Here is a 12,748-nt window from a genome sequence, read left to right as displayed (position 1 = left end):
ATCGGCGATAGCGTCGCGCGGTGCTCGACGACGAGGTCGCGGCGTTCGTGGCGGCCAGGCGCGCGCGGGTTCCCGGGGTGGTGGCCGAGGTCGAGGCGTGGCGGCGCGCGGAGCGGGCGTTGACCAGGGCGGGCGCCGGGGCCGGGGTGCTGGCCGGGGTGTCCGCGGTGATCGGCGACCTGCGCCGGGTGGTGGCCAGGCTGGACCGGGCGGCGATCGCGGTCGCCGTCGGGGGCAAGCGGGGCACCGGCAAGTCGACGTTGGCCCGGTCCATCGCGGGCCTGAACCCCGCCGCCCTGCCCGCCGCACCCGGGGCGCGGCTGGTCCTGCGCGCGGGTCCCCGCCGTCGGGCGACCCTGCTCCCCCGTACCTTTGCCGACCTGCGCGCGTCCCACCTGCGGCCGAGGCACCTGCTGCTCGGCCTGCCCGAGCCGCCCACCTCCGCCGCCGACCTGCGCGCCTGGCGCTACCCCGAGCCGGGCGATCAGGGCTACCTCGCCTGCGCCCACCCCAGCCTGCTGGCCGACCTGCGGGCCATCCAGGCGTCCTCTGTGGATCTGCTGGACCGGCGGGGTCGCCCACTGCGGTACGACGACCCGCTCGACGCCGCGGCGGCAGCGGCCAGGGCGCCGCACGCGGTCCGCGAGGTCCTGGTCGAGCGCGAGCGGGTGCCGATCTCGCTGTACGACCTGCCCAGCACCGGCGCGGTCACCATCAGCACCGACCTGCACGTGGTGACCGGCCTGGATATAGATGTCGTGCTCCACGTGGTCCGCGGCCATTGGTGTGATGCCGACGCGCGGGCCGCGGCGGTGCTAAGAGAAGCGGGCGCCCCGGTTCTGGTGGTTCTCAATGGCGGTGAGAGCGCGCCGCGCGGAGTCGATCCGCTCACCGCGCTTCAGGCCGATGTCCGGGACCGGGAAGCGGTGGCGGCCGAGGTCGTCGCGCCGTTGCTGCGCGACCTGGCGAACCGGATACCGGTCGTGGACGCCGAATTGCTCGCCGAGGTCCGCGCCGGGGCCGAACCGCTGCGCGTGGAGTTGGCCGAACACGCGGACCTGGCCGAATGCGGTTTCCCGCCGAGCGCCGACACCGGCCGACCGGGGTAGGCCGAGTGGCCGACCCGATTCACCCCGTGGATCTTGGTGGTGGATAACCCACCGGCCGCGGGCGCACCGGCGGAACGTGAATAACCGGGGAACACCGGTGGACGCCGACCGGGCTTAGCGGCGGGTGCCGAGAAACCGCCGCGCCACCGGTCACCGACCGGCGGAATTCCGGAGCGGGAAGCGGACTCGGGTCGGCGGTGCCCGCCCTGCCGGGAAGGTCGTACGGTGGGTGGAACGAACACAGGCTTAAGGAGGGGTTCGGATGCCCGAACCGGTGTTGGTATCCATCGCGGCCGCCCTGGCGGCCAAGTCGGCAGGCGCGCTCCACGAACTGGTGCGAGCCAGGTTCGCCCGGCGTGCGCAAGCCGAGGCCGCGCTCACCGCGGCGGCGGGGGCGGCACCGGAGTCCGCGGAAGTGGTCGCGCTCGCCGCGGAACTGGAACAGGCCGAGCGGGCCGATCCGGAGTTCGCCGAGGAACTGCGCGCCAACTGGGCGGTCGAATCAGCCGGGCTGCGCGCCGAGCACGGCGGCGTGATCAACCAGATCACCGGCACGGTGAGCGGCAAGGTGCTGCAGGCCCGCGACATCGAGGGCGGGGTCAGCTTCTAGCCGCGGGAGCACAGCGGGACCGCGGCGGGTCGTCCCCGCCGCGGTCCGTCCCGGTGGCTGGTTCAGCCGGAGAACGCGGCCTTCTTGGCCTTGCCGCCGTTGCCCTTGGCCTTCACCGTGTGCGCCTCTTCGAATGCCTCCACGACGGCGCTGGGGATGCGGCCGCGCTCGGAGATGTCGTGGCCGTTCTGCCGCGCCCAGTCCCGGATCGCCTTGGTCTGCTCCTTGGACCTGGTGTCGCCCGCGGGCTTGGTCGACGGCGCCGAGTGGCGCTTGACGCGACCACCGGTGCGCCGGGCGGCGGCGACGAACTCGGCCAGCTGCTCGCGCAGGCGGGTCGCGTTCGCCTCATTCAGGTCGATCTCGTAGTTCGCCCCGTCCAGGCTGAATTCGACCGGGCGGATGTCCTCGCCTGCCGAGCCGTCGAGGTCGTCGTAAAGCTGGACGATGGTCTTCTGAGCCATAGGGCACCTCACTGCACACGGGGTGTCACGGGAATTGAAAACAGCTCCCCACTTGCGGTGAACAGTACCCGCTGCGCAACGGTGTTTCAAATAGGTGCCGTCCGGCTAATGCCTCGCGTGTCGGCCGCGGCCGGTGCGCGCATCGGCGAAAGTTGGGTGCCTCGGCACATATCCGCCGGTGGACACCCGATTTCGCGTCGAGTCGGGCACCCGGGCGCGGTGGACCATTCCGCCGGTCGGGGCGAGCGCGCGGCGGCGTGGCGGACGGCGGGCGAAAGCCGCCTCCGGGCAATCCGGACGACGGCGGGCGGTCGGGATTAGCCCGCGCACTCGACTCACCCGTCCCGGGCGATTACACCCGTTCAGCCTCGTACCGCGGGCAGGGGTGGTGGTCGAATGCCGGGCGAACGGGACGCCGCCGGGTCACGCGACCACGCAATTCGGCCACCGGACGACCACCCACGGTGTTCGTTAACAGAGGGGTCGGAACAGCGGTCCCCCGCCGAAAAGAGACACCGGCGCGGGGGGCTGGTTCGACATTCGCCGATCGCCGCCGGTCCCGGCGAATGCCCCAGCGCGCACAATGCGGCGGAGTGGGTTGCTCAGTAAGACTGACCGCGTGGACGTGGCCCGGATAGCGAAAACCCGGCCCAGGCGAACCTGGACCGGGTCGTCGTGCGCGGCGGTGCGGCCTACGCCTCCAGCGAGGTGCCCAGGGCCTGCCAGTCGAGCACCGGCGCGGCCCAGTCCCTGATCGAGGCGAGCAGGCCGAGCCTGGCCGCGCGCAGGGCGGGTTCCGGCGCCATGACGAGCACGGCGTCGAAGAAGGTGTTCACCGGCTCGGTCAGCGGCGACGCGGCGACCACGAAGCCCGCCAGCCCGGCGCCACCGGCGGCGTGGGCCTTGGTGAACACCTGGTGCAGTTCCAGCTCGGCCGGTTCCACCAGCGCGGCCGGGTCGTAGCCCGCCGCGGTGTCGGCAGGCACGATCCGGCGCACCCGCTGCAGCGCGGCGACCAGACCGGCGAACCCGGGGTCGGTGGTGAGACCGGCCAGTTCGGCCACCGCGGCGTCGGCGGCCGCGGGGGCGTCGGCGAGCGGGAGCACCGCGCCGACCTGCTCGTGCGGGGTGCCCGCGTCCAGCAGCACCTGCTCGTAGCGGCGCTTGACGAACTCGGCGACCTCACCGAGCACCGCGCCATCGACCTCGATGCCCTGGGCGCGCACCTGATCGGCCGCAGTGGACAGTCCGAACGGGACAGTAAGCCCGCTCAACTGCGGGAAAGCGCGCAGGATCGCCACGACACCGGCGCCTGCCCGGCGCAGACCGAACGGGTCGGAGCTTCCGGTCGGCTTGGCGCCGACGGCGAACAGCCCGGCCAGTAGGTCGAACCGGTCGGCGAGGGCGAGCAGCGCGCCTGCGACGGTGGTCGGCACCGCGCCGCCGCCGGAGCGGGGCAGTTCCATGTCGTAGAGGGCCTGCGCGACCGCTTCCGGCTGCCCGGCGCGGCGGGCGTACTCCCTGGCCATGGTGCCCGCGAGGCTGGTCAGCTCGATGACCATCTGCGAGCCGAGGTCGAACTTGGCCAGGCCCGCGGCCGCGCGCAGCACCGCGTCGTCCTCTTCGGACAGACCGGCGGCCGCGCCGAGGGTGAGCGCGACCGAGGCGATCCGGTCGGCGCGCTGGGCGACCGAGCCGAGCTTCTCCTCGAAGGCCAGCTTGGCGATGCCCTCCTTCATCTGCTCCGGCGGCGTGCGCAGGTCGGCGCGCCAGAAGAAGCTGGCGTCCTCGTAGCGCGCGCGCAGCACGGCCTCGTTGCCCGCGCGGACCCTGTCGTGGTCGCACGCGCCGTTGGCCACCGCGACGAAGTGCGGCAGCAGGGCGCCGTCGGCGTCGCGCACCGGCAGGTACCGCTGGTGCTTGCGCATGACGGTGGTGAGGATCTCGGCGGGCAGTTCGAGGTAGCGGGCGTCGAACGAGCCGAGCACCGCGTTGGGCTCCTCGACCAGGTTGGTGATCTCGTCGACCAGCGCCGAGGCGCCGTCGATCACACCGCCGACGGTCGCGGCCAACTCGGCGGCCGACGACACCACCAGGTCCCGGCGGCGCCGCTGGTCGGCGACGATGCCGTGCCCGGCCAGGAAGTCCAGGTAGCCCTCGGCCGAGGCGACCTCGACGACCGGGGCCGCGGCGGTGCGGTGCACGCGGGTCGTGCGCTCGGCGGTGAGCGCGGAGACCGCGACCGGCACCGGCGTCGTGCCCAGCAGCGCGAGCAGCCAGCGGACCGGCCTGGTGAACGACAGCTTCGGGTCGCTCCACCGCATGTTCTTGTCCGCGCGCAGTTCGGCGACGACGGTGCCGAGCACGCCGCTGAGCACCTCGACCGCGCCCTTGCCGATGTCGGTGCGGGTGATGCCCACGTACTCGACGCCGTCGACATCGATGCGGCGCAGTTCCGCCGGGTCGACACCCTGGCCCCTGGCGAACCCGGCGGCGGCCTTGGTCGGGTTGCCGTCGGCGTCGAACGCGGCGGCGGCCTTCGGCCCGCGCACGGTCCGCTCGGCGTCCGGCTCGACCGGTTCGACGGCGTCGACGACGGCGATGACCCGGCGCGGGGTGGCGTAGGTGGTGATGGTGCCGTGGCCGAGCCTGGTCGCGGCCAGCTTCTCGGTCAGCGCGCGCTCGAGGGCGGCCGCGGTGCGGGTCACCTCGTGCGGGGGCAGTTCCTCGGTGCCGATCTCGAACAGCAGCGGGTGCGTGCCGTCGACGGCGGGGAACTCGGTCGGCGCGGCGGCCAGCGGCAGTGGGGGCACGATGCCGAGCGGGTGGTCCAATTCGGACCGCCGCTGCGACCACAGCCCGGCGACCTCGCGGGCCAGGCCGCGCATCCTGGCGAACGCCTTGGCCCGCTCGGTGGTGCTGACCGCGCCGCGCGCGTCGAGGACGTTGAAGGTGTGCGAGCACTTGAGCACGTGGATGTGCGCGGGCACCGGCAGCCGGGCGTCGAGCAGCCTGCGCGCCTCGGCGGCGTAGTCCTCGAAGAGCCTGCGCTGGGTGTCGACGTCGGCGTCGTCGAGGTAGAAGCGGCTCATCTCGTACTCGGCCTGGCCGAACGCCTCGCCGTAGGAGATGCCCGGCGCGTAGGCGATGTCCTTGAAGTGCGCGACGCCCTGCAGCGCCATCATGATCCGCTCGACGCCGTAGGTGATCTCCACCGACACCGGGTCCAGGGTCTGCCCACCGGCCTGCTGGAAGTAGGTGAACTGGGTGATCTCCAGCCCGTCGAGCCACACCTCCCAGCCCAGGCCCCAGGCGCCGAGCGCGGGTGAGGCCCAGTTGTCCTCGACGAAGCGGACGTCGTGCGCGGCGACATCGATGCCGAGCGCCTGGAGGCTGCCGAGGTAGAGCTCCTGCGGGTTGCCCGGGTCCGGCTTGAGGATCACCTGGAACTGGGTGTGGGTCTGCAACCGGTTCGGGTTCTCGCCGTAGCGCGCGTCGTCGGGGCGGACGCTGGGCTCGACGTAGGCGACCCGCCACGGCTCGGGGCCGAGCACGCGCAGCACCGTGGCCGGGTTCAGGGTGCCAGCGCCGACCTCGGTGTTGAACGGCTGCACCACCATGGCGCCGCGCTCGGTCCAATACCTGGTCAACGCCAGCAACGCGTCCTGCATGGTCAGCACGGCGAAACCTCACTAACGGGCTGGTGGGGGGTGCCCGCGAAGTCTAGAGGGGTGCCTCCCGGTCATCCCCGCGCACGCGTCGGTGTCAGCGGGGTCACCCACAGGTTGGAGCACCCGGCCGGGCACCGCGCCGCGACATTCGCGCCACCATCACCGGATCGAGCTAGCGGTATCCGACATTTTGGGCCCACTTCGATCACAGCCAGTCAACTTTGTCGCCCGACACAGGGAGATATTCGGTGATCATGAGAAATTGGCCGGGGTCACCCAAGTGATCGTTTAGACTGGCCCCGCCTCCCCCGCCGCGGGCGTTTCCGCATTCGACGTGACCGAATACCCCTTTGGAGAACCACTTCCGATGACCCCTGTCGACACACCAACACGGGCACCGCTGACCGACGCGCAGCCGCTGCCGACCGGGCGGCCGATGGGCCACTCGCGGTGCGAGCTGTCCCGGGTGATCTGGCCAGGCGACGAGAACATGTTCGGCTCCGGGAAGGGCAAGCTGATCCTCGAACTGGCCGACGAGGTCGGCTGGGCGGCCGCGGTGCGCCACAGCGACGGCCACGCGGTCACCGCCTCGGTCAACGACATGACCTTCTTCACCCCGTTCTGGGCGGGCGACATCGTCACCGCCGTCGCGCACGTGGAGAGCACCGGCCGCACCTCGATGGAGGTCGGCGTGCAGGTCAGCGCCCGGCGCTGGCAGGGGCGCGACGAGCTCGAGGTGATCGCCGAGGCGCACCTGGTGTTCGTCGCGGTCGACGCCGACGGCGCGCCGCGCCCGGTCCGCCCGGTGCACCCGGAGACCGACGCCGAGTACGCCAAGCACCGCGCCGCGGCCATCCGCCGCGAGCACCGCAGAGCCCTCTGCGCAGCACTGGCCGAGGTCGCGCTCCCCGCACAGCGGTGACCGGCGTGCTCGCCCTCGGCCCACCCGTGGTCGGCGGCACCGTCGACCAGGTCGACGTGGCCGTCGCGTTCGTCCGGGAAACGGTGAACGAGGGTGATTACACCGTGCTCGCCGAGTTCGCCCACCCCGATATCCGCGATCTCTCCGACATCCGGGTATTCGACGACGGGATATCCGGCCTGCGCCATTCGGTGATGGCCGCGCGGCGGTTGATGCCCGATATCCACGCCCGCATTCTCAGCGCCAGGCGCACCGGGGCCGACACGGTCGAGACCCGGCTGGAGCTGTCCGGCACCTACCTGGGGTCGAACCTGGCACCGAGCCAGCGGCACGGCCGCTCGGCGACCTGGTGCCAGCACCACCTGTGGTCCTTCCGCGGCTCACTGGCCCGCGCGCACCTGGGCTGGGTCGACCACCGGGGGCTGCGCGCCGCGCTCGGCGACCCGTACTGACCGTCCCCCGCACCCGCTGGCGTGGTCCCCCGGTCGGCGCCCACCGACCGGGGGACCGAGCGGTCGCTTGCCCCGCCCGCGACGCGGCGCCCACCGCGTCCAGTCCCTGCTGTCCCGTTCCATCCTCGCCCCTCCTCGGGTGACCGGCCAGGGCCACCCGGCCCGGGCGTTCAGGTCTTTCGCTGGGTAGAGGTCATTTCTGTTGCCGGGCGGGAGTGTCCGCCCTAGCCTGCGAGCCGGTTGTGCGCGGCGGTGCGCGACTGCGGCCGCGACCAGGCCAGGCGCGGCGGGTGCGGCCAGTCCACGGTCCGCTCCCGCTCCTGCTCCACCTCGATCGCGAGTGCGTGGTCGGCCATCCTGGCGTCGTGTTCCGCGCCGACTCGTTCCTCGAGCAGCATGCGGTCGACCAGTGCCGAGGCCCGACGCAGACGCCAGGTGAGAGCGGCGATGACCGCGAGTCCACCGAAGATCCACAGCAGTGTCATGGCGATGTCGATTCTTCTGGAGTGCCAAGCCCGGGTGCCGATGGTGAGCGCGGAGGTCCTGGCGCTCGTTGGTCCGCACGGGGGCTCTGTTGCCCGTTCCATCGCACCGACCCATAACATCAGTTACACGTCGTGACTTATGACAACCGACTCGCAACCAAGTATCACTCGTACGGCGTACACGTTGAGCCGTAAAGTAACGCCATGACCTCGGCTGACGACTCTCTGAGATGCCTCGCGACCGAGTGATCTTGTACCGAACGCCACCACCTAGATCACCCACGGTGATGGCCTTGGGAAACTCCGGAGCGTGACCGGGTTCGTCACTAGGGGTCCACCTAGGGGTTGACGGTGCCTGTGGGGAACAGCACGATCGGAGCCGTCGAGCGACCAGGACTGTCTGGGACGGATCCCGCGATGACCGCAACTTTCGACCTCAACGACCCGGCTCTTGCCGCCGACCGCTTCGGCTACTACCGGCGGCTGCGCGAGACCGACCCGGTGCACCGCTCGCCGTTCGGCTACTGGGTCCTCACCCGCTACGACGACGTCGACGCCCTGCTGCGCGCGCCGTCCGCGTCGAGCAACTTCCCGGCCGACCCGGGCTGGGCGATGGTGCGCGGCGGGCCGACCTGCCCGGTGGTGAAGAGCACCAGCAAGTGGATGCTGATGCAGGACGGCCAGGCGCACCGCAGGATGCGCAGGCTCATCGCGCGCGTGTTCACCCCGCGCAACATCGACCGGATGCGGCCGCGGATCCAGCAGGTCGTCGACCGGCTCATCGACGAGATGGGCGACGGACCGGTCGACCTGATCACCGGGCTGGCGCTGCCGATGCCGATCCTCGTGGTCGGTGAGCTGCTGGGCATCCCGCCGCAAGACCGCGCGAAGTGCCGGGACTGGACCGACAAGGTCGGCTACGTCATCGACCCTGGCGTCACCCCGCAGCGGCGGATCGCGATGAACAAGGCCGAGCCCGAGTTCCGCGCGTACCTGCTGGACCTGATGGACTCCCGCCGCGACGCCGACCCCGAGCACGACCTGCTCTCGGTGCTGATGCAGGCCGACGCCGACGGCGAGAAGCTGACCGACGAGGAGATCGTCGCCAACATCCTGCTGATCTTCAACGCGGGCCACGAGACGACGGTCAACCTGATCGCCAACGGCATGCTCGCCCTGCTCCAGCAGCCCGAGGCACTGGCCGCCCTGCGCGCCGACCCCGGGTTGATGGGCACCGCCGTCGAGGAACTGTCCCGCTACGACCCCCCGGTCCAACTCGCCGCCCGCATCATGACCGAGGACACCCCCATCGGCGACAAGCTCATCCCCGCGGGCGACACCGTCCTCGTCCTCTTCGACGCCGCGGGCCGCGACCCCGCCCGCTACCCCGACCCGGACCGCCTCGACCTGTCCCGCACGGACCCCAAGTCCCTCGCCTTCAGCTCCGGCAACCACTACTGCCTCGGCGCGGTACTGGGCAAGCTCGAGGCCAGCACGGTGTTCACGGAGCTACTGGCCCGCTACTCCCGGATCGAACTGGCCACCGACGACCTGCACTGGCACTCCCACTTCAACCTCCGCGGCCTCACCGAACTCCCCCTCCACCTAGGCCGCTGACCGCGCATCCCTCTCCCAGGTGCCGTCTTCCCGCCACCGCCACCTCGCCCGCACAGCCTCATCCTTACCGACGCCCCGTCGCCTTAGCAGCCTTCCCGGCCGGGTGCAGCGGGCGTTGGCCAGCTGGCGGCCATCTCCTGCTCCTGACCCCACCTTCCCCGGCGGCCCTGCTCGCGGCCCACCGCCAGGCGCTCGCCTCTCCCGCCACCACCTCTCCTCCAGCGCAAGCCGCCATCGCGTCTTGCACACCCTTGTTGCCCTTCTCGGCACTAGAGCCTCCGCCGCCCGAATCCACGCACGTCCGTAGCTCCAGCAATCCACCCAGACGAATCGCTGACCTTGTCTCACCCACCGTCCGGCGTTCGCTCTCCAGCCGCCTTTACCCAGTGAATGCAGCACAGAGAGGTGATCTCACCAACTTTCAGGTGAGTAGGTCATGTTCGAAATGGGCGAGCACGAGGGCGGCTTTGACGATGAGGCCGATCTTGCCGGGCTAGCTGTGGCGTGGTGGAGTGTCCGCCAGCGGACGGCGAGGACGGCGAATCCGGGTTCGCCGATGCAGCGCAGGCCACGGAGCAGGGTGCTGTAGGTGCGGTTATCGACATCGAGTTTCTTGGTCACCGGCGGGTTGTTTGATCGGGGTGTGCACCCCGATGCCCTCGCCTTCGGAGCCGCCGTCGGCGAGCGCGGGTAGGTCGAGCTCGGCACAGGGCGCCGAGGACGTGCTCGCGGGCCGCGGTCAGGTCGTGGGTTGAGCCGGGTTCGACCTCGGCCACCCGTCGCGGAAGCCCGTCCGGTCCAAAGAGTGCTCAAACGTTGCCGCCAGGCTTGTGGCTTTCCCGGAGTGCCAGATGCCGATCTGTTTCCTTGACACTCAGGGCCTTCTCGCTACACGGATCAGTGGAGAAGATCTTTCTGTCGAGGATCACATACGCGAGCCCGTCGGCTTGGCCTTCTCCAAGGCGTCATGCAGATCCAGCGCCTGGTCGGCAAGCACATCGATGACCTCGTCAAGGTAGCGATATCCATTGACACGACAGGCTCCGTGGTCCCGCGCCAACGCGGTGACCTCGGCGTTCTGCCGGAATTGCCTCAATGTGACTATATTCAGGATCCGCGCCAGACTAGTCAAATAGGTCAACATTCACCTTCGTCTGCGGGCTTTGGATCATACTGGTCGGTACGAGTCCAGTACTGACCATTACTGTCGCGATAGCGCAGAGTGATGGAGATTCGCGAACGCTCATCACCTTCCAAGAAGCCATCAGGCGCTTCTGTCATGAAGCTCCCGTCCGCATTTACAAAAACCCCCCTTACTTCATACTTGAACCTACGTTCGAGTTTCGACCACATAAGCCTCGGTGGGCCGTAGTCGTCAATCCTGCGCCATTGCCAGTGCGGAAACCCAGCGCACTCTATGCGGACGATAGCAATGCGATCGAACCCGGCCTGCCTTCCCGACGAAAATGACGCTTCGAACCCTAGTGCCTCAATCTCGTCTTGCCGGATATCCTTGCCAAATAGCCAAGGAAGGATCGATGACCTGAGCATCTTCGGTTCTCCACGCTCCTCAAACGCGACGGTGCGAACTTTTCCACCCCAGAGCCACAGTCGGCTTGCTTCAGCCATCGCAGACGACATACGCTCCCGTCGTGCGCGCTCATCTCGGCTTCGCTCTATCTCGTTTGCTTCGCGCGAATATTCTGCGCTGGCGATCGCTGCATTCGCCGCTTCCTGGGCGGCGCGGAGCGCCAAATTTGCGGTTTCATTGGCTGATTCAGCCAGTTTCGTCTGCTTGCGTGCTTCACGAGCAGAGACGTCCGCCGCAATCGCTTGTCGCTTCGCAGATCTTGCGTTCCATGTAGCTATCGCTGCGGCGATAGAGGCAACGACGGTACCCGCCCACGTCGGCACATCGCCTAAATCGAAGCCCATCGCTGTTCTCCTCTTCCTACAGCCGCAGACGGCAGCCGGAGACGATGGCGCAGAATCTTATCGCATGCGGCTCGTCACTGAATAACTGAGGTAACTGACCAACAGAGATTCCCGCACCGAAGGCATGACGTCTCACGGGAGCACCGTGACTGCAGCTCCACGGCCTGCGCTGCTTCGGCGAACGCGGCGTCGCCCTGCTCGCCGGACACTGGCGAGCCCTGCGGCACTTCACCGCCAGCCCCAGCAAGATCGGCCACATCGTTAAAGCCGCACTCGTCACGCATTTCGAACACGGCCGACTCACCTGGAACTCGTTGAGATCACCTCAGAGCCTCACCACTCTCTTCTCGGGAGCTCTCACACCCAACCGCTTCGCGCGCGCGTCCGGGCGCAGCCCCCACCCACTCCGGGGGCGTCCCCGAGGCCAGTCTATCGGGGCTGGGTTGCGGTCAACGGGAGTTGTGGGGATCTGTGGACAACCGGGGGGATTGTGGACAACTCGACCTGGGGGAAGCGGTCATAGCGGGGAGGGAATCACTCGTTGGGTGAACCGGGGGGAGGGGGCGGCCGTGTTGGGGAGGTCGAGAGGTTGTCGGGAGATCGGGGAGTTGGCATGGGGCGCAAGAGCGGGTTCGTCGTCATCGCGGCGGGGATGTTGGTGTTGTCGGCTTGTGGTGGGACGACCGAGCCGGTGTCCACTGAGGTCGCGGCGACCGATGAGTACACAGTGGACACTCAGGGCGATGCGTCGTTCCTCGCGGGTACGGCGAAAGCGAACAACGCGGCCGAGGGGACCGGCGATTGGGCCAAGGGGCAGGACGGCACGGTGAACTCGGCCAGGGCGGAGAGTTCGAGCAGGTGGGTGGAGTTGACCGCGGGCAAGGCGGGGGCCTTGGACCCGGTGGTGGTCAACGGGGCCGGGCTCACGCTGTACCGGTTCGACAAGGACTCGGCGGCGCCGTCGAAGTCGGTGTGCGTCGGGGAGTGCGCGAAGCAATGGCCGCCGGTGACGGTTGCCAAGCGCGGCAAGGTGTTCGTGTCGGGCGTGCAGCAGTCAGCGGTCGGGTTCGTCACCCGCGACGACGGCAGCAGGCAGGTCACGATCGGTGGCTGGCCGGTGTACCGGTTCGCCAAGGACACCAAGGCCGGGGACACCAACGGCCAGGGCGTCGGCGGCACCTGGTTCGGCGTGACGCCCACCGGCACCAAGGCGGGCGCCCAGAGCGCGAAGGCCACCAGCGTCGTCCTGTTCGACGAGCCGCGGTTCAGCGAGAACGGCGCGGCCGAGGGCACCGCGGGTCCGGGCTGCAAGAACCTCGCCCGCCCGAGGAACGCGTCGTCGCTGACCGCGCAGGGGTCGCTGAAGCTGTGGTCGGAGAAGGACTGCGAGGGCAAGTCGCTGGTCGTGACCGGTGACGTGCCGGATCTGGCCGCGCTCGGGTTCGACAACTCGGCCACCTCGGTCTTCTTCGGCTAGGTAATC

The 12,748-nt window shown here is 69.6% G+C and carries 11 protein-coding genes; 6 read left to right on the top strand and 5 right to left on the bottom strand.

Features of this window, described 5'->3' with window-relative positions; all coding sequences use genetic code 11:
* Window positions 1-20: 20 nt before the first annotated feature.
* Together CLV68_RS09365 and CLV68_RS09360 are read left to right on the top strand one after the other, a co-directional pair.
* Window positions 21-1,109 (top strand): hypothetical protein, encoded by a 1,089-nt coding sequence (locus CLV68_RS09365; RefSeq protein ID WP_121389983.1) that lies wholly within the window; start codon window positions 21-23, stop codon window positions 1,107-1,109.
* Window positions 1,110-1,371: 262 nt separating this feature from the next.
* Complete coding sequence (locus CLV68_RS09360; RefSeq protein WP_121389982.1) at window positions 1,372-1,719, top strand: hypothetical protein; 348 nt, start codon at window positions 1,372-1,374, stop codon at window positions 1,717-1,719.
* A gap of 62 nt (window positions 1,720-1,781) precedes the next feature.
* On the opposite strand, the gene CLV68_RS09355 is transcribed toward CLV68_RS09360, so the two are convergent.
* Both CLV68_RS09355 and CLV68_RS09350 read right to left on the bottom strand, forming a co-directional pair.
* Window positions 1,782-2,183: a histone-like nucleoid-structuring protein Lsr2 gene (locus CLV68_RS09355; protein WP_092775693.1), complete on the bottom strand. Its 402-nt coding sequence runs from the start codon at window positions 2,181-2,183 to the stop codon at window positions 1,782-1,784.
* A gap of 692 nt (window positions 2,184-2,875) precedes the next feature.
* Window positions 2,876-5,854 carry a glycine--tRNA ligase gene (locus CLV68_RS09350; protein WP_121391071.1) on the bottom strand — a complete coding sequence of 993 codons (2,979 nt, stop codon included), beginning with the start codon at window positions 5,852-5,854 and terminating at the stop codon, window positions 2,876-2,878.
* 367 nt (window positions 5,855-6,221) lie between these two features.
* Between CLV68_RS09350 and CLV68_RS09345 the strand changes: the two genes are divergently transcribed.
* Entirely contained in the window at window positions 6,222-6,776 is a 555-nt protein-coding gene (locus tag CLV68_RS09345; protein ID WP_121389981.1) for an acyl-CoA thioesterase, read from the top strand.
* Window positions 6,773-7,228 (top strand): ester cyclase, encoded by a 456-nt coding sequence (locus tag CLV68_RS33765; RefSeq protein WP_170224169.1) that lies wholly within the window; start codon window positions 6,773-6,775, stop codon window positions 7,226-7,228. Before CLV68_RS09345 ends, CLV68_RS33765 begins: the two co-directional genes overlap by 4 nt.
* Before the next feature lie 224 nt (window positions 7,229-7,452).
* Here CLV68_RS33765 and CLV68_RS09335 read toward each other — a convergent pair whose 3' ends face one another.
* On the bottom strand, window positions 7,453-7,713 hold the full coding sequence (locus CLV68_RS09335; protein WP_121389980.1) for a hypothetical protein: 261 nt from the start codon (window positions 7,711-7,713) through the stop codon (window positions 7,453-7,455).
* Between the two features lie 417 nt (window positions 7,714-8,130).
* On the opposite strand from CLV68_RS09335, the gene CLV68_RS09330 reads away from it, so the two are divergent.
* A complete protein-coding gene (locus tag CLV68_RS09330; RefSeq protein WP_121389979.1) occupies window positions 8,131-9,330 on the top strand; it encodes a cytochrome P450 in 1,200 nt (399 codons plus the stop codon).
* A 925-nt stretch (window positions 9,331-10,255) separates the two neighbouring features.
* Here the strand turns inward: CLV68_RS09330 and CLV68_RS09325 are convergent.
* Window positions 10,256-10,474, bottom strand: a complete 219-nt coding sequence (locus tag CLV68_RS09325) for a hypothetical protein (RefSeq protein ID WP_121389978.1) — start codon at window positions 10,472-10,474, stop codon at window positions 10,256-10,258.
* A complete protein-coding gene (locus tag CLV68_RS33325; RefSeq protein WP_147459923.1) occupies window positions 10,468-11,265 on the bottom strand; it encodes a hypothetical protein in 798 nt (265 codons plus the stop codon). The genes CLV68_RS09325 and CLV68_RS33325 overlap by 7 nt, the downstream gene beginning before the upstream one ends.
* 613 nt (window positions 11,266-11,878) lie before the next feature.
* Here CLV68_RS33325 and CLV68_RS09315 point away from each other — a divergent pair.
* Window positions 11,879-12,742, top strand: a complete 864-nt coding sequence (locus CLV68_RS09315) for a hypothetical protein (RefSeq protein ID WP_121389977.1) — start codon at window positions 11,879-11,881, stop codon at window positions 12,740-12,742.
* Window positions 12,743-12,748: the final 6 nt, after the last annotated feature.

The sequence above is a fragment of the Actinokineospora cianjurensis genome (assembly GCF_003663795.1).
In the GTDB taxonomy this organism is placed as follows: domain Bacteria; phylum Actinomycetota; class Actinomycetes; order Mycobacteriales; family Pseudonocardiaceae; genus Actinokineospora; species Actinokineospora terrae.
The sequence above is the reverse complement of the archived record's forward strand: the minus strand, read 5'-3'. Positions and strand labels throughout refer to the sequence as shown.